General features: G+C 43.2%; 12 protein-coding genes. All 12 read left to right on the top strand.

Features of this window, described 5'->3' with window-relative positions:
- Positions 1-124: 124 nt before the first annotated feature.
- The 12 genes from EGM47_RS08160 to uxaC all read left to right on the top strand — a co-directional run bounded on the left by EGM47_RS08160 (position 125) and on the right by uxaC (position 17534).
- Complete coding sequence (locus EGM47_RS08160; RefSeq protein ID WP_124980276.1) at positions 125-1120, top strand: sugar kinase; 996 nt, start codon at positions 125-127, stop codon at positions 1118-1120.
- Entirely contained in the window at positions 1120-1776 is a 657-nt protein-coding gene (locus tag EGM47_RS08155) for a bifunctional 4-hydroxy-2-oxoglutarate aldolase/2-dehydro-3-deoxy-phosphogluconate aldolase (protein ID WP_124980275.1), read from the top strand. The genes EGM47_RS08160 and EGM47_RS08155 overlap by 1 nt, the downstream gene beginning before the upstream one ends.
- 143 nt (positions 1777-1919) lie before the next feature.
- A complete protein-coding gene (locus tag EGM47_RS08150) occupies positions 1920-2639 on the top strand; it encodes a FadR/GntR family transcriptional regulator (RefSeq protein ID WP_124980274.1) in 720 nt (239 codons plus the stop codon).
- Between the two features lie 170 nt (positions 2640-2809).
- Positions 2810-5956, top strand: a complete 3147-nt coding sequence (locus EGM47_RS08145; protein WP_124980273.1) for a SusC/RagA family TonB-linked outer membrane protein — start codon at positions 2810-2812, stop codon at positions 5954-5956.
- 11 nt (positions 5957-5967) lie between these two features.
- Complete coding sequence (locus EGM47_RS08140; RefSeq protein ID WP_164510845.1) at positions 5968-7452, top strand: RagB/SusD family nutrient uptake outer membrane protein; 1485 nt, start codon at positions 5968-5970, stop codon at positions 7450-7452.
- Positions 7453-7456: 4 nt separating this feature from the next.
- A complete protein-coding gene (locus EGM47_RS08135) occupies positions 7457-9865 on the top strand; it encodes a polysaccharide lyase 6 family protein (RefSeq protein WP_124980271.1) in 2409 nt (802 codons plus the stop codon).
- 4 nt (positions 9866-9869) lie between these two features.
- The gene (locus EGM47_RS08130; protein ID WP_124980270.1) at positions 9870-11306 is read left to right on the top strand and encodes an IPT/TIG domain-containing protein; all 1437 of its coding nucleotides are present in this window, start codon (positions 9870-9872) and stop codon (positions 11304-11306) included.
- A 107-nt stretch (positions 11307-11413) separates the two neighbouring features.
- Positions 11414-12952, top strand: coding sequence for a lamin tail domain-containing protein (locus EGM47_RS08125; RefSeq protein WP_124980269.1), 1539 nt, complete (start codon positions 11414-11416; stop codon positions 12950-12952).
- A gap of 2 nt (positions 12953-12954) precedes the next feature.
- The gene (locus EGM47_RS08120) at positions 12955-13767 is read left to right on the top strand and encodes a heparin lyase I family protein (RefSeq protein WP_124980268.1); all 813 of its coding nucleotides are present in this window, start codon (positions 12955-12957) and stop codon (positions 13765-13767) included.
- Position 13768: 1 nt separating this feature from the next.
- Complete coding sequence (locus tag EGM47_RS08115; protein WP_124980267.1) at positions 13769-15052, top strand: acetylxylan esterase; 1284 nt, start codon at positions 13769-13771, stop codon at positions 15050-15052.
- Between the two features lie 45 nt (positions 15053-15097).
- Entirely contained in the window at positions 15098-16018 is a 921-nt protein-coding gene (locus tag EGM47_RS08110; RefSeq protein WP_164510844.1) for a polysaccharide lyase family 7 protein, read from the top strand.
- 112 nt (positions 16019-16130) lie between these two features.
- On the top strand, positions 16131-17534 hold the full coding sequence (gene uxaC / locus EGM47_RS08105) for a glucuronate isomerase (RefSeq protein WP_124980265.1): 1404 nt from the start codon (positions 16131-16133) through the stop codon (positions 17532-17534).
- Positions 17535-17607 lie beyond the last annotated feature (73 nt).

The following is a 17607-nucleotide window of genomic DNA, read 5'->3' as shown; positions in this document are numbered from 1 at the left end:
CAACATCATGTCCAAAATTATTCACTAAAACTGGTCATATAGAAGTTCAAAAAGGGTAAGAATCGTCCGGTTGTCGACTTTCTTCCTCGGAATACTTTAAGTTTGTGTAGCTAACAAATTATCAATGGCCCAAAAAGTTATTACCCTGGGTGAAGTGCTGATGCGCCTCACCGTTCCCAATTACAAGCGATTGTTTCAGACCGTGAACTTTGACGTCACCTTTGGAGGTTCTGAGGCTAATGTAGGTGTTTCACTTGCGCATTTTGGACTAAAGAACATTCATATCACAGCCCTTCCCACCAATGATCTAGGGGAAAGGGTGGCCCGATTCCTAAAGCTCAATGGTGTAAGTGGAAGAGGTCTTGTACGCAAAGAAGGTCGACTGGGCATTTATTTCCTGGAATCTGGTGCCATGCAACGACCCTCTCGTATCGTTTACGACAGGTTTGATACGACTTTCGCGCATTTGGATGAGGAAGAAGTAGATTGGGATCGAGTTTTTAAAGATGGAGATTGGTTCCATTACAGTGGGATTTCTCCGGCCATATCACAAAAAGCTGCAGATCTGACCCTGAGAGCGCTTAAAGAAGCTAAAAAACGAAACATGACTACCAGCGGTGATATCAATTACCGCAGGAACCTCTGGCAATACGGCAAGCAGCCACAAGATATCATGCCGGGATTGGTCGAACTTACTGATGTGGTAGTGGGCGGCCGTGTGGATCTTGAAAACTGCCTGGGAATACAGGATGATGACTGGCAGCGCAACTGTGAAAAGGTGAAGGAAAAATACCCGCATATCCGGGCTTTTGCCAAAACCATACGCAATGCCATGTCGGCTTCCAGAAATGAGCTAACTGCCGTTTTACTTAAAGACGGTCAATATTATGAATCCCAGACCTATGAAATGAAGAACATCGTGGACCGTATAGGTGGTGGAGACGCCTTTATGGCTGGGTTGATCTATGGAATGCTTCATCTTGAGCCGCAGGAAAGTATCGAATTTGCGGTGGCTGCCTCGGTATTGAAACATAGTACTATTGGGGATGTCAACCTGAGTAGCAAAGAAGAGGTGGAAGCATTGGTCAATGGAAATAACGTAGGAAGACTGTTGAGATAATGGAAACCAAACAATTTATAGAACTGACACAGCAACATAAGATTGTTCCTGTGTTTTACCATTCGGATATTGAAGTGGTTATTCAAACCATCCAAGCCTCTTACGACGCTGGTGTACGCATTTTCGAATTTGTGAATCGTGGAGACAATGGTTTGGAAAGTTTTACTAGGGCAGTTAAACATTTCCATGACTATTCAGATCTATGTTTAGGGGTGGGCACTTTATTTGACGTGGATACCGCGACTGGATTTGTTGCCGCTGGTGCACAATTTATGGTTTCACCCGGTTGGGTGGACGAATTGGCTCGTTATGCTGCAACCTGTAATTTGGCCTATATTCCTGGAATCGCGACCATTTCAGAGGCGATCACCGCCAAAAACGCGGGTTGTCAAATGATTAAAATATTTCCTGCTAATGTGGTGGGGCCCGCTTTCGCGAAAGCGGTAGCATCCGTCCTGCCCGATCTGGCCATCATGCCCACGGGTGGTATTGAGCCTACCAAAGAATCGATGGGCGCCTGGTTTAAAGCAGGTGTGAATTGTGTAGGTATGGGCAGCCAATTATTTGACAAGAAAAAAATCGCTGATGGTGATTTTCATGGTTTGGCGATGGACATTCGACAAGCGGTGCAAACGGCAAAGGCCTGTCAGATATAGTTCTTCATTAACAAATGTGTGTTAATAGGGGTGAAAATTGTCCAGATTCTGAATTACACCCTACTAATATTTGCATATCTCTAACATTTAGATTTAATTTGGGCAACCAATTTGGTAAACCAATTTAACAATCATCAACTAAAATGCTGGAACACGGCTTACAAATTGTAAAACCTACGGTCGAAAACGAAAACGATTTCGACCGAGATGAGGTCGTGACCAATATAAAGGCTTTGATAGAAAAGCACCAGTTGGAAGAGGGTGACCGGTTGCCATCGGAAAGAAAATTGTCTGAAAAATTAGGAGTGACCCGTAACCAAATACGCGCCGCCATCCAAAAATTGGAATTTTACGGTATAATTAAAACCATGCCACAAAGCGGTTCTGTAGTTACCGGATTGGGTAATCCTAGCATCAATACCATGATGACTGATGTATTGGATCTGGATACCCCAGATTTTAAATCATTGGTGGAAACCAGAGTGATTCTGGAAACCCATGCGGTACGACTGGCTGCCATCAGAAGGACCGAGGCTTCCATGAAAGAAATTCAGCGGGCGCATGATGAATTTGTGGAGCGTATCCTAAATAAGGAACCTTCACTTATTGAGGATATCAAATTTCACGTCAGCATTGTTAAGGCCAGCGGTAATACTGTGCTATACGGCTTGATGCAAATATTGGTCCCAGATATTATTGGTCATTTCAATAAGGAGTATATCTGTGACCGAACCCAAGGGGAAAAATTGATCACTGAACATCAGGCGATGGTGGATGCGATACGAATGATGGATGAATCAGCTGCCGGAGAGGCGCTGGATATTCACTTCACGTCGTTGCGTGACTATATTGAAAAAAAGTAAAAGAAAAGACACGAGCTGCCACTCGTGCCTTTATAAAAGTAATCAACTAAAAGAGTTTTACTCTTTAAAAAGCGAAATTAAGAATTAATGGGCACATATTCTCTTAATGTGTTCCCAGTATTCAGGCTTGTTTTTTAAAGGGTACTTCTCAAAATATGTGAATCAACAATATGAGAAAAGTACTATTTATCATGGCGCTGTTTTGTCTGTCTGCAACAGCCGTTGCGCAGGAACTTAAGGAGATTACCGGAACGGTGACTTCCAGAGCAGACCTGGAACCTTTGTTGGGAGCGACCATACAGGTTCTAAATACAAATCGGGCCGCGGTGACTGACCTGCAAGGTAAATTCAGCATACAGGCTGGTCCAGAAGATGTTCTTGTTGTAACATCTCTCGGCTTTCAAACCCAAAACATTCTCGTCGGTGAAAAAACCAACTTAGAAATTTTGATGGAAGTCGATGAAGAGACGCTGGATGAGGTCGTCGTTGTGGCTTATGGTAAATCCTCGCGTAGTAATCTGACCAATTCTGTTGCTCAGCTTAAAAATGAAAATCTAGATGAACTCACTTATTCTGGTGTAGCGGATGCTTTAAAAGGGAAGTTGGCCGGTGTCCAGATTAAAAATACTTCTGGAGAAGTTGGAGAGTCCCCCGAAATCAATATTCGCGGTCTGTCTTCCATTACTGCTAGTAGTAGTCCGCTGGTAGTTGTAGATGGTTTTCCCATTGCTGATGCTTTGGAATTTATCAATCCCAGCTCTATTAAATCTATCGAAGTCTTGAAGGATGCAAGTTCTGCCGCACTTTATGGATCCAGGGGTGCCAATGGAGTTATCTTGGTGACCACGAAGGACGGTGATGGTGAACCTAAATTTACCTTCAAATCCTTTGCTGGTGTAAAGTCGGTGTTGAGACTGCCAGATATGCTGAATACTACAGAGTTTACTGATTTCACCCGTCGTGAACGTCAATTGGCTGAAAATGCTCAAGCTGCACGGGATGGACGTACCCCAGATCAGTTGGGTTATTCTAATTTAGAATTGGCCCGACGTATTGTAGCTCAAGGAACCAGTCCTGATGGTAACGGAACAGCTTGGTTGGATCAGGCAAAGGCCGAGAACGTCACTATCCAAAACTATCAGTTTGATGTTGGTGGTGGCAGTCGTTTATCAAAATATTATTTCTCAGGACAGTTTGTCCATGATGAAGGTTTGGTGCGTAATACAGATTATAAAGCACTAAATCTACAAGCCAGATTCAGCACTCGTTTAAGTGACAAGGTGAAAATAGGCCTGAACTTCAGACCATCCTATTCAAGACAACAACGTACGGCCGTTGATTTTTCTGATTTTTCCAGGAACTATGCTTTCTTCGCGCCCTATCATAACCAATTCAGTAGCGATCTGACGGGCGAGCCTGTAGGTAGTTATGCGCATGCAAGACACTTTAGAAACCTGGACTTTACTTATATCGACGAAAACGGTCAGGAACAATCATTTACCCAATCTAGTATCTGGGGATCCAGTAATAACAACCCGCTGGCTAAATTATTAGAGGATGATCGTGTACGTTATGAGTACAGATTTGTAGCAGACGGTAAGTTTGACTGGAAAATTGCCAAAAACTTGGATTATCAGGGACGTATCGGCGGATATTTCAGGTTGCGTACCGATGAGCGCTTCCGTACTTCACAGGCACGTCGTGATGGACAATCCTTTGCCGAAGATGTGAACGGAGTACGCAACAGAGTAATTACCGAACATACCCTTAATTATGATTGGAAAACCGGTAATCACGATTTTGATTTCCTACTAGGAGGAACTTATGAATATACTTTTCTTAAAACCTCCAGTATTTTGGGAACTAATTTCCCGACTGACTTTATTGATACCATCAATGCAGCTACTATCATCGATGCCAACGATACCTTTACGCTGAAGGAAGAAATTGGCTTGCTATCTGGGTTAGCGCGGGTTAACTATAATTATGACAACAAGTATTTGATTTCTGCCGCCGCCAGGGTGGATGGTAGTTCTTTATTTGGGCCAAATAACAAATACGGATTCTTTCCATCGGCTAGTGCAGCCTGGAATGTGCACAATGAAAAATTCTTCAATGAGAATATTACATTCGTTAACCAGTTAAAATTGCGTGCCAGTTACGGAGTCGTTGGTAACAACAATATCGATAACTATTCCTTTACCAACTTGCTTTTCCCTTCCAATTATTCTTTGGGAGAAGGGCCGGGTACCATTATCTCAGGTTTGGCTGAAAATGGAAATACCTTGGCTAACAGAAGTATCAGTTGGGAGCAAACAGATTCTTATGACATCGGACTCGACGTAGCTATTTTGGATAAGAGAGTACGCTTCACTGCAGATTACTATTATTCCATTACCCAAGATTTGCTGTTGAATCAAAATGTAAGTTATGCTACAGGTCACGATAACTTTATCAATAACGTCGGAAAGATTCAGAACGGTGGTATTGAATTTGTCGTAACCACAGATTTCGACTTCGGTGATTTCAATTGGGTCTTTTCAGGGAACATAAGTGCAAACCGAAATAAGCTCATTTCATTAGGTGGAGAAGAACAATTTATCAATGATGGTGAGCGCGAGGATCAATACATTTCCAGAGTAGGTGATGAGGCTATACAATTTTTTGGCTACAGAACCATTGGCATCTGGCAAAGCCAGGATGAAATTGACAACAACCCAAGTTCTGCAGATGATTCACCAGGAGGATTGCGCGTAGCAGATATCAACGGTGATGGTGTGATTACCACTGCCGACCGAACTACACTGGGAAGTCCGTTTCCGGATTTTACTTGGGGTATTACCAACACCTTCAGATATAAAGGTTTTGACCTATACTTCCTGTTTCAGGGAAGCCATGGTGCCGAAGTATTCTACGGCGATGGTTTTTACATCGAGACCAGAGCATTGCACACCGATTTCTTAGAAGATCGATGGGTAGATCCGGATATTCCTGCCTCTCAGCCTACAGGTCGAGTAGGAAGAGAGTGGACTGCAACTGACCACTTGATTCAAGATGCCAGTTATGTAGCCTTGAGAGAAGCGGTTTTAGGATACACTTTTACAGATAAAGTAACAGATGCATTGGGCTTGGATTCTTTCAGGGTTTTCGCTTCGGCACAAAATCTGCTATACTTCTTTGCAGACGATTACTACGGAAACAACCCAGAGGAGGTACGTACCTCCAGTCAATATAGTTCGCCACTTATTTCAGGATACCAAAGAGGAGCAGATCCTCTTGCCAGACAATTTGCTGCTGGAATTGATATCACCTTTTAAAAAAGCACATGATGAAGACAACATTAATTAAAATAGCTGCCGCCCTTTTGTTGATCAATTGCATCGTCTCTTGTCAGGATGCGATTGAATTGGAACCTATCTCTGATATTGGGGCAGATTCCTTTTATTCCAACACAGACGAGGTAGAATTGGCCTTGATTGGCGCTTATAAATCATTACACTTAAAACAATTGGACGAATGGGTCGTCACAGAACTGCGCAGCGACAACACACAGCTCAGCTTTGACAACTCTCAGAATGCCAATGTGCCCTACAGGCAATTGGATAGATTTGTTTCAAATCCGCTCAATGAATTCACCACCAGCTACTGGAGAGCTTCTTATCGTACCATTGGTCAAGCCAATCATGTATTGGAAAATCTGGCTGTGGTCGATGATCCAGAGGTTGCTGCCCAATTTGAGGGTGAAGCTAGATTTCTAAGAGCGCATTCACTATTTAATCTCACACGACTTTACGGAGGTGTGTTTGTGGTAACAGAAACCATAGATGCTTCGCAAGCCAGAAATCTGGAGCGTCAAAGTGTGGCCGATGCTTATGCGGTAATTTTGGAAGATTTACAGTTCGGATATGACAATTTACCTGATAGTTATTCTGGCGACGACGTAGGCCGGGTGACTAAATGGGCTGCTGGTTTGGAATTGGGTAAGGCACTTTTAACACAAGGGACTCCGCAATCCGTAACCCAAGCCGAAATCATCTTAAGAGATGTGGTCAATATGAGCGGTGGAAGATTGTTGGACAACTATGAGGACGTGTTTGATCCCAATAACGAAATGAACGACGAAGTTTTCTTTGGCGTGCGTTATCAATCTGGGTTGGTAGGATTGGGAAGTCCGTTTGCCAATCTTTTTTCTCCTCGAGCGAGTGAGAATGCAGTTGTATTCGGTGGAGGAGAAGAATTCAATGTGCCTACCGAGGGGATGGAAGACATATATGCCTCAAACGATCCTAGGGCCAGAGTCAATTTTTCCGTTTCATGGATTGACAACAGTGGAAACCTGAACGAAGAGCGATTTATCAGTAAGTACAATGGAGATTTTAACAACGTGGAAGACGCGCCTAACGATTGGATCATCAGCCGTTATGCAGATGCATTGTTGTTGCTTGCCGAAGCTATTAATGAAAACTCAGGCCCCACTCCTGAAGCTATAGGTTATTTGAATGATGTCAGAAACAGAGCAGGACAATCCGATGTGCTTGATGCTAATGTGGATACATTTTTTGAATTCAAATTAGCCCTGGAAGAAGAACGTCGCCGTGAGTTTGCCTTTGAGAATCACAGGTGGTTTGATTTGGTGCGCACGGGACGCGCTGTAGCGGTGATGAATGAGCATTTCAGAACGGATTTTCAGTACAATGACCCGGATGCTCCGTTTTTTAACACACAGCCCATTCAGGAGTTTCAGACCTTATTGCCTATACCGCAATATGAGATTGACTTGAATCCATCTGTTGCACAAAATGTAGGATACTAATTACATGAAAAAATATTTGTACATCGTGATCTGGTTTGTATTGTGTTTCGCTTTCGCGAAAGCGCAAAATATCCCTGTGAACAATGCTCAGGAATTGAAGCAAGCCATCAAAAAATCCCAGCCTGGTGACACCATCGTGATGAAGGATGGACAATGGAAAGATGTAAATATTAAGTTCAAGGCGATGGGAACGTCTGAAAAGCCCATAGTCTTAAGATCACAAACACCTGGAGAAGTAAAACTTACTGGAAGTTCAACCTTGAGGTTGGGGGGTGATTATTTGGAGGTCCACGGTCTTTGGTTTGATGGTGGTGATCCAGGAGACAGCCATGTCATACGATTTGAAGCCGATTCCGATACACCTGCACGCTATAGCAGGGTCACCAATTGTGCAGTCATTAATGTAGGACCCCAACAACGCGATTTAACCAGTTATTATGTCTCCCTGCACGGAAAAGGGAATAGATTGGATCACTGCGTATTTCAAGGGAAACTCAATAAAGGACCCGTGGTTGCTGTTCGGTTAAAGGAATCTGTCGACAACCAGCACCAGATCGATCACAATTACTTTGGTGAACGCATTCCACTGGGATTTAATGGAGGGGAAACAATTAGGATTGGGACTTCACAGTATTCCAAACAATCCTCTAAAACCATTGTGGAAAATAATTTCTTCGAAAAATGTAATGGAGAAATCGAAATCATATCGATCAAATCGGCCAACAATATTGTACGAAATAATTTGATCCTGGAAAGCGAGGGGACCATCACCCTAAGGCATGGAGACTACAACCTTGTGGAAGGTAACCTGATTATTGGAAATAACAATCCTAATACTGGTGGTATACGTATGATCAATAAAGGGAATATTGTTCAAAACAATATCATCATAGGTGTGAAAGGTGACGGCTATCGAGCGCCGCTGTGTATCATGAATGGAATTCCTAATGCCGAGTTGAATGAATACGATCAGGTCATTGATGGAGTGATGCAAAACAATACCATTGTCAATAGTTCACCGGTCTCCCTAGCGATTAACACCAGGGACAATGCTACTGCAGCTCCTGAGAATACGGTATTTGCCAATAACTTATTTTATAGTACTGAGCGTAATATGGCCCTAGAAGTGGTTGGGGATATCTCTGGTATACGCATAGAAGGTAATATTGTGAATCCAACGCTTATTCAGGACCACGACGGCGTCAGCAGTGTCCAATACAATATGGAAGAACCTAACGGGATCCCGGTCCCGTCCAGGACTGATGATGAAAAGCTGGCAGGAGTTACCACCAAACCAAAGGTAAGGGTGGACGCCAGTGGAACTTTTAGATCCCAAATTAGAGCAGGTGCCGTGGTACCAGGAAACCCAAAGCCACCCTTGGCTTTGACTTCACAAGCTGGGGTAAGTTATTTGAAAATTTCAGACTTACGCAATATGGATCAGGATATCCAACCCGTGGAAGTCAAGATAGCTCCTGGAGAAAAAACCTTGGAAAAAGCCATAAAGAATTCCGTAGGTCCTACAACTATCCTGCTGGAGGAGGGTGAGTACTTGCTGACCAAGGGGAACAAGTTGAGCAATGAATTGACCATAAAAGGCGCTGGAAGAGGCAAATCAATAATTAAGGTGAGTCCGAATGCCGAAAATGCACCACAGTACATGTTCAGGATGGAAGGTGCGCCATCCCTGAGTTTGGACAATCTCACGTTGGTAGGTAGTCACCAAACCGGTGCGGTAAAATATGCCATCTCCTCACCCAATGGAACTGGAAATGTCCCTTATAGTCTTTTCTTGGACCAGGTCGATATTTTGGATTTTACCAATACAGATGGAGGTGCAGTATTTAAGGCTTATGAAGGTACCAAAGCCGATACTATTTCTATCAAAAACTCTAGAATAAAAAATGCTTACCGCGGTTTGAATCTGTCGTATCAAAAAGATGGGGTAGGAAAATATAATGCAGAATATATTTATCTTTATAACAGCTCATTTGCTGATATTGAGGAATTTGCGATCAATTATCTAAGAACTGGAGAAGAACCAGGCTCATCGGGCGGTAATTTGTTGATCGATCATTGTGTATTCTATCGGGTAGATGACTCTCCCAAAGGTCGAATCATCGAGGTGAGAGGCATCCAGAATGCTATGATCCGCAATTCTGTAATTGACAATTCGAGAGCTACAACAAGCATCGTCCATCTGAAGGGAGAAAATCAAAAGATTCAGCATACGGTAGTTTATAATAGCGGAAGGGTAAAAGTATCGGGAGATGCGCAAGAAATCAATCTCGATCGCTATAATCCCAGATGGGAGGATACAGATTTTTTTATGGCTAAAGAAGGTTCTGACCTATTTAAAGGAGGAGCCGATCAACAAGAAATTGGAATTATTCAAAAAGAATTAAAAAAGTAATACAATGAAGCATTTATATCAAATATTGGTAGTAATTACCATCGTTACAGGTGTTTTTGTAGCCTGTGATGCAGATACAGAGATCGATCAAACGGTAGAGGAGATCCGATCCAAACAGCCAACTATTACTAGTTTTTCTCCTGGAACCGCTGCGGTAAATTCTACAGTTTCCATCGAGGGGACTTTTCTGAATTTTGCTAATCAAGCTTTTATTGGAGATACGGAAGCCACCATAACTTCTCGTATCACTGGTGAGTTGCTAGAGATTCAGGTTCCTAACAACGCTAGTTCTGGTGTCATAAAGATCGTTACTGAGCAAGGTAAGGAGGCTGTAAGTTCAGAAACACTTACGGTAACCTATCCAGTACCTGCAGTTACGGCAGCTTTGCCAGCTTCTGGCGATGTAAATGCGCTGATCAATGTTACAGGTACTGACCTTGGTTCTGTGACTTCTGTTTCCTTTGGAGGTACCGAAGGTGTTATTGAATTTCAGGAAGACCAAGCCTTGGTCGTTCGTATTCCGAACAATGTTGGTTTTGTGGATGTAGAGATCGCCTATCTTACCAGTGCAGGACCAGCTACCGCTACTATAGCTAATGGCTTTGAAATCATTTTACCACAACCAACACTAGAAGGTTTTCCTGCTGTGATGTCCCGAGACAACGAAGTTATCGTAACCGGTCAGGACATGAACTTGATTACTTCAGGAGATGTGAATGGTACTGCAATCAGCATTAACTCCCAAACCCCAACTGAGGTTAGGTTTAATGTCCCTTCAGGTATAGCTACTGGTTATGTTGATGTGAACTTTGACTTCCAAGGAGGAGGAACCCTTTCTCAAACAGGAATACCATACATCAATGGTCAATATGAGCAGTATTATGAATTTGATGCTTTAAATGAGAGTGTAATGACTCTGGACCTCACTAAAGATCCAGGTGCTACGCACGAAATTGTCACTGGCGGTAACCAACCTCCATTTCCTGGGAATTCCTATTATTCATTGGAAATGAATACGGCCACTGGTTCTACGATTGGTAGAACTAAAGTCCAAGATAATACCAGTAACATGTCATGGATGAATATCTTGGACTCTACACAATTCAATGATAATCCGGTATTGCATTTTTGGATGAATTCAGAAGGTACAGAGCCTGTGTTTGTATTGTATCTGGGAGGAACTTCAAACCCGAATCGCAGAAGATGGCAAAATTCTACTACCAATACCGGAAACAATTGGGAATTAATCGCCGTACGACTGAAAAACTTTATTCCCAATCTGACTAGCATAGGAACCAAATTTGAGATGAGGCTAACTACGGGTAGCAGCACATCCACTTTGCCAGAACATTTCAACTGGGACTGGCTGATCGTTACAGATCGCGTATTGACCGAGTTTGGTGCCAGGGATGTTACAGACGAGTTTAGCCCAGCGGGTTAATTAATACAACTACCAATGGGTAGCTATAGCTGAAGATTAAAATTCAATAGCTCTATACCTACCCATTGGTTTACAATTCAAGCAATAATCGAGCAAAACAATTACTTATGAAAACAAAATTACTTCTCATGTCATTGATTACCGCATGCTTTGCAATGGCGCAAAATCCAGGTGACATTATCATTTCTGAAATCATGATTGATCCAGATGGAAATGAACGCGAACGCGAATGGTTTGAGGTGTATAACACCACCAATGCTAATATAGATATGAATGGTTGGACAATTTTTGATGAGTCCAGCAGCAGCAGGGCCCACGTTATCACCTCTGCGACACCGGTGATCGTTCCTGCCAACTCTTATGCTACACTGGTATCTAACGATGATACTGCTTTAAATGGAGGAATGACCGTAGCGGCCAACAATATCATCTATGAATATAGCTACAATAGCCCTGTAGGAGGCCCACCAACACCAGGATCAGGGACTAGCTATCCTACTTGGAATAACGAAAGCACCTATGCCAATGGTTCAACCAACGATGATGGGATACGCCTAGAGACCGCCAGTGGTACGGTGATCGACCAAATCCTTTATGGTTTTGGATACGCAGGATTAAATGATTGGCCTGCAATGGGAGCGCCTACTTTTACGAGCTACCAATTGGATGCTAATACCCTAGACGCGGCGTCTAATGACTTGTCTGCCAACTGGCTACAAAGCACCGCTACGTACGGTAGCGATGGGGCTGTGGGAACACCTGGAACAGCTAATTTTGCTGGTGGAGGAATGCCTGTGGCAGGACCTGGTGATATCGTCATTACGGAATTGATGATCGACCCTGACGGAACTGAAGCAGAACGCGAGTGGTTTGAAGTTTTGAATACGACCTCTAACCCCATTGATTTGCAGAATTGGGTGATTGGTGATATCAGTTCGGGAGCTTCTAAATCCCACTTGATCAATACCTCTGTCGTGGTACCTGCAGGAGGTTACGCTGTTTTGGCAGCTTCTGATGACCCCAATTTGAATGGAGGCATTACTAATGTGGCTTATGGATACGGTTTTGTTTCCCAAGACCCCAATACCAGTAGTACAGCCAATGGTTTTCTACGGATGAACAATGAATCTTCATTTGATGATTCAGACACCACGGATAATGAAACAGATGGACCCATTCTTGTATCCGATACAGGTGTTGAAATTGATCGTGTAGCTTATGATTATGGTTATGGAACTGCCCCAATAGGGTTTCCAGCCATGGGTGCCCCTGGTGGAGCGTCTATTGAATCCAATACGACGGACTATATTGCCAACGATTTATCCAGCGCCTGGAATGTAGCCACTGCAGCCTTCGGTACCGCCGGTCAGTTTGGTACTCCTGGATTACGCAACACTTTGAGTACAGGAAGCTTTTCTCTTGGAGAAGTAAGACTTTACCCTAATCCAGCCAGCAATGCCATTAGCTTGGAGTTAGAAGATGGACAATGGGAGGCGTTGGAAATATTCAATATCACTGGTCAAAAAGTACTAGAAGTCAATCAGTACCAGGATCGAGTGGATATTTCTCCATTAAATTCTGGAGCCTATTTCTTGCGCGTTACCGCCGAAAAAGCAGCAGCAACGCTTAAATTATTGGTGAAATAACCATGAAGTACATACTGCTTCCCATCACGGCTCTATCCTTATTATTTCAACAGGATAGAGCCGTTGGCGTTGTTACTTATCTGGAAGCCGATGCATCCGTAAATACTTACGACTTGATCAATGAAATACTTGCTCCGGGTCACAATGTAGTAGAGGTAAGTGACTGCAGTCATCCTTCCTTTGGTGCACATATCACCCAAGTGTACGATTCGGAATTAGATAAGGACGTATTTGTTTTTCATGCACATGTAGAAAAGGATTCAGATCGGTGCAAGCGTTTTGACAAACAACGCACTGAAATAAAAACCTACGGACCTTCTCCAGCATCAACTCTGGGAACAGCAGGTGAAACCCATCACTATTCCTGGGACTTTAAACTGGACCGTGATTTTCAAGCCAGTGCAGCGTTTACTCATATCCATCAAATCAAGGCAGTTGGCGGCCCTCAGGAAAATATGCCCAACCTCACTTTTACGCTCCGGGATAAATCTGATCGCCAAAGTTTTGAGTTGCGGTATGCTAGTGCTGATCAACAACAAACCCTCGTGCGACAGGATATGGCCGACTTTCTGGGGGAGTGGATTCATGTGGAAGAAAAGATCTTATTTGGTGAAGACGGGAGGCTGGAAGTGACGCTTTCGCGAAAGCGGGACAACCGAAAATTACTGACTTATCAACAAGATTTGCGTATGTGGAAAGATGAAGCTAGATTTCTACGTCCCAAATGGGGCATTTATCGCGGTCTTAAACATGCCCATCAGTTAAGGGATGAACAAGTAAAGTTTGCCGATTTTAAAATCATCGAATTACGCTAATATGAAGATAATAATCACCTGTATATGTTTGTTTTTTGCCTTTGGAATCAAAGCGCAATCCCAAAAGGCTGATCTTATACGTATCATGGTAGCTCCTCATAGCACCGACTATCAATATGAAGTAGGAGAGCGAGCCGATTTTGATGTGACAGTCTACAAATATGGAAAAACAGTGCCTAATGCTCGAATTAAATACCAAATTGGCCCTGAACAGATGCAACCAGAAATAACATCTTCCACCACACTTAAAAACGGTACAGGTAAAATTGAAGGTATAGCCCTGGATCACCCTGGATTTATACGTTTGCAGGTTAGCTATGAAGAAGATGGTAAAAGCTATAAAAATACGGCTACGGCTGGGGTAGCAGTGGATGAGATCCGCAGCTTTACGCAGGAGCCAGCCGATTTTGATCAATTCTGGAAGAAAGCGCTCAAGGATGCGAGGAAGATTGAGTTAAATCCGCTGTATACAAGATTGCCAAAGAAGGATACCCCCAGCAATCTGGCCTATCACATTAGATTTGATCATACGGGCAATTCGCATATCTATGGCATTCTCATGGTGCCACGCAAGGAAGGTAAATTCCCAGCCGTTTTGCATGTGCCTGGAGCAGGAGTGCGACCCTATCATGGCACCGATGTAGAAGATGAGGTCATTTCCCTGCAAATAGGCATACACGGGATTCCTGTCAATTTATACGACAGTTCGATTTATAAAGATTTGAAAAAGGGGGCGCTGTATAAATATTACTGGAATCGCATGGACGATCGGGATGCCTACTATTACAAAAGAGTGTACACCGCTTGTGTACGTGCGATCGATTTCATCCATACGGTAGATAAATTTGATGGAGAGCATTTAGCCGTTACTGGAGGCTCGCAGGGAGGAGCTCTGACTATCGTGACCGCTGCGCTAGACGATAGAGTGGATGCTATCGCTGCCTATTATCCGGCGTTGTCAGATCTGGAGGGATTCAAAAATGGGCGTGCCGGAGGATGGCCCAGGATTTATGAGCCTGATTTTGATTTTTCTGGAGAGAAAATGAAGGTTACCAGATATTATGATGTAGTGAATTTTGGTAGACGTCTCAAGGCTCCAGGTTTTTATGCCTACGGTTTCAATGACAATGTTTGTCCGGCAAGTTCTATAGCCGCCTTGTTGAATGCCATATCATCACCCAAAGATGTCACAGTAGCTTATGATGCTGCGCACTGGATGTACCCAGAGGTCAAGGCAGAAGGAAAAAAGTGGCTGTTTAACTACATCAAAGTTTCTGGGTATTAACCTTTTGATAATGATTTGCTTTGCGCTATTGTCTATATTTATATGATGAAAAATTATTTGTTTTTTCTTGTAAGTCTGTCGTTGATCTTTTTTTCTCTGGGATCTTGTCAAGAAGATGAAGCCGAAGAAGTAGAACGTATCCAGCTGGTGGATCCTAATGAGGGAGATCCATCGGATGACCTGGGTCAGATCAATTTTACCAACTGGAAGGTGACCCTACCGGTAGATACCAACAACGATAGCAAACCGGACGAGTATTTTCCAAGCCAACTCAAAGATGGAGGTTATCGCTCGCTAGAACCACTGCAAGGCTGGATGTATGATGATTCTGATGCTGACGGCATACTTTTCCATGTTACTTATTCAGGGGCAGGTGCTACAACGACCAATAGCCCTTACCCACGTACTGAGCTACGAGAACTGATCAACACCTCTAATTCTAGGGATAATTGGAATCTAGCCTCGGGTGGTGAGATGCGCCTGCGTATGAAAGTAGTTCACGCTACAGATAACTACGGTACAGGAAGTTTAAACAAGGATAGATTCATTATCGCACAGATTCATGGAATTGTACCACCTGCAGAGATGTCTAGGCTTGGTCTTAGCTCTGATTCTGCGCCACCTCTGTTGAAGATGCAGTGGCGTGATGGATATCTTTATGCCTATAAAAAAACATTACGGGATGAGAATACAACTGGAGATGATCTTTATAGTCGAAGCAATACGATCTGGACTGATATTTCCCATAATTTTGGTTATGTAGGCTATGAACCTTTTGATCTTGAAATTAAAGCCAGTGCTGGCAGGTTAGATGTTGAGGTCAATGGCAATACGCATGTATTCCAGGATGTAAGTTTGGCCAAATGGAAATTCGACAGCTACTTTAAAGCTGGGGTCTATATGCAAAGTACGGATGAGCGTTCGGCCGCAACGGTAAAGCTGTATGCGTTGGAAGTGACCCATTAGTACAATCCTATACCTGATATAGATCTCAGGTGTCTATTCCTACACGTCCAAAATTGCTGATCAGCGGAATTCATACCATCTTTGCTTCATCTAAACCGAGAATACTGATTGAATGAAGACTTTTATCACTGATGATTTTTTATTGCAGAATGAATTTGGAAGACGATTGTATCACGATGTAGCCAAAAGTCTCCCGATCATTGATTACCATAATCACCTGTCACCTCAAGATATTGCGACCAATCGCTCTTTTGATAATATTTCCCAGGTTTGGCTGGCAGGAGATCACTACAAATGGCGAGCCATGCGAGCTCTAGGAATCGATGAAAAATATATCACGGGTAATGCCACCGATCAAGAAAAATTTGAGCAATGGGCTGGTGCTGTGCCTTATACATTGCGCAATCCCTTATACCATTGGACGCACTTGGAATTGTTACGGTATTTTGGTATTGATCAATTATTGACTGCCGAAAACGCCAAGACAGTATACGGGCAAATCAACGAACAGTTGCAGCAGAATTCACATGCTACCGTTGGACTGCTTCAACAGCAACAAGTAGAGATTCTTTGTACAACTGACGACCCTACCGATGATCTGGGTGACCACCAATCCATCAAAAAGCAGGGTTTAAATCCTGAGGTACGACCTACCTTCAGACCCGATAAAGCCTTTGGGGTAGATGATCCATTGGCCTTCAACGCCTATTTGGAGACACTAGGTAATTGTGTAGGTTTTGACATTCATACGTATGCAGATTTGCTCAAGGCCCTTCAGGATCGGGTAGATTATTTTCATGATCAAGGCTGCCGTTTGGCCGATTATGGGTTGGAACAACTCTATTATGAACAACGTAATGACTTGACCGCAGGAGCCCTATTCACGACCATTCGTTCTGGGAAACACCTCACTGCCGATGAAGCTAAATATTTTATCGGAGTCGTGAGCCTTGAATTGAGTCGTATGTATCACCAAAAAGGATGGACCCAGCAGTTTCATTTGGGTGCTATCAGAAACAACAATAAGCGCCTCCTACAACGCTTGGGGCCAGATACTGGATTTGACTCCATGGGTGATTTTTCTCACGCCAGAGCGATCAGTAATTTCCTCAATGCCCTGGATTCCACAGACCAATTGACAAAAACCATTATTTACAATTTGAATCCAGCAGATAATGAAATGATCGCCACCATGGTGGGTAATTTTAATGATGGAACCATCAAAGGAAAGGTGCAATATGGAGCAGCCTGGTGGTTTTTGGACCAAAAGGATGGGATGGAGAAACAGTTAAATGCTTTATCCAGCTTGGGTGTGCTGAGTACTTTTGTTGGGATGCTCACTGATTCACGCAGCTTTTTGAGCTTTCCACGTCACGAATATTTTAGAAGGATACTTTGTAACCTGATAGGTGCAGATGTAGAAAAAGGAGAGCTACCAGCAGATGAACAATGGCTGGGTAAAATAGTGGGTGATATCTGTTACCACAATGCCAAGGCTTACTTTAATTTCGACTGAGATTTAGTTGATACCAAAAACTAAAAGTGGCCGTCCAAAAAGTCCATACACAGTATGAAGTTTCTTTTTGGAC

The organism is Nonlabens xiamenensis (genome assembly GCF_003865345.1).
Classification (GTDB): Bacteria; Bacteroidota; Bacteroidia; order Flavobacteriales; family Flavobacteriaceae; genus Nonlabens; species Nonlabens xiamenensis.
This window is presented reverse-complemented; position numbering and strand designations above follow the sequence as displayed.